This is a genomic window from Pseudomonas sp. HMSC066A08 (genome assembly GCF_001813025.1).
In the GTDB taxonomy this organism is placed as follows: domain Bacteria; phylum Pseudomonadota; class Gammaproteobacteria; order Pseudomonadales; family Pseudomonadaceae; genus Pseudomonas; species Pseudomonas aeruginosa.
The window spans coordinates 1-214 of the sequence record NZ_KV811235.1 but is presented as its reverse complement, the minus strand read 5'-3'; the positions used below and the strand labels follow the sequence as shown (position 1 = coordinate 214).

Below are 214 nucleotides of genomic sequence, written 5' to 3'. Positions count from 1 at the left end.
CAAGATGTTTGTCAATTCGCCAATGTATTAAAAAAACTAGGTATCAAAAAAGGCGATGTAGTGGCTATTTATATGCCAATGGTTCCTGAAGCGGCTGTTGCGATGTTAGCTTGTACTCGTATTGGGGCTATTCATTCTGTTATTTTTGGTGGTTTCTCACCAGAAGCAGTGGCAGGGCGCATTATTGACTCTAAAGCAAAATTAGTGATCACCG

At 40.7% G+C, this 214-nt stretch carries 1 protein-coding gene; it reads left to right on the top strand.

Annotated elements, in window-relative coordinates:
* Positions 1-214 (top strand): AMP-binding protein (locus HMPREF2886_RS32775; RefSeq protein WP_139148379.1); only part of this gene is annotated, 214 nt, incomplete at both ends.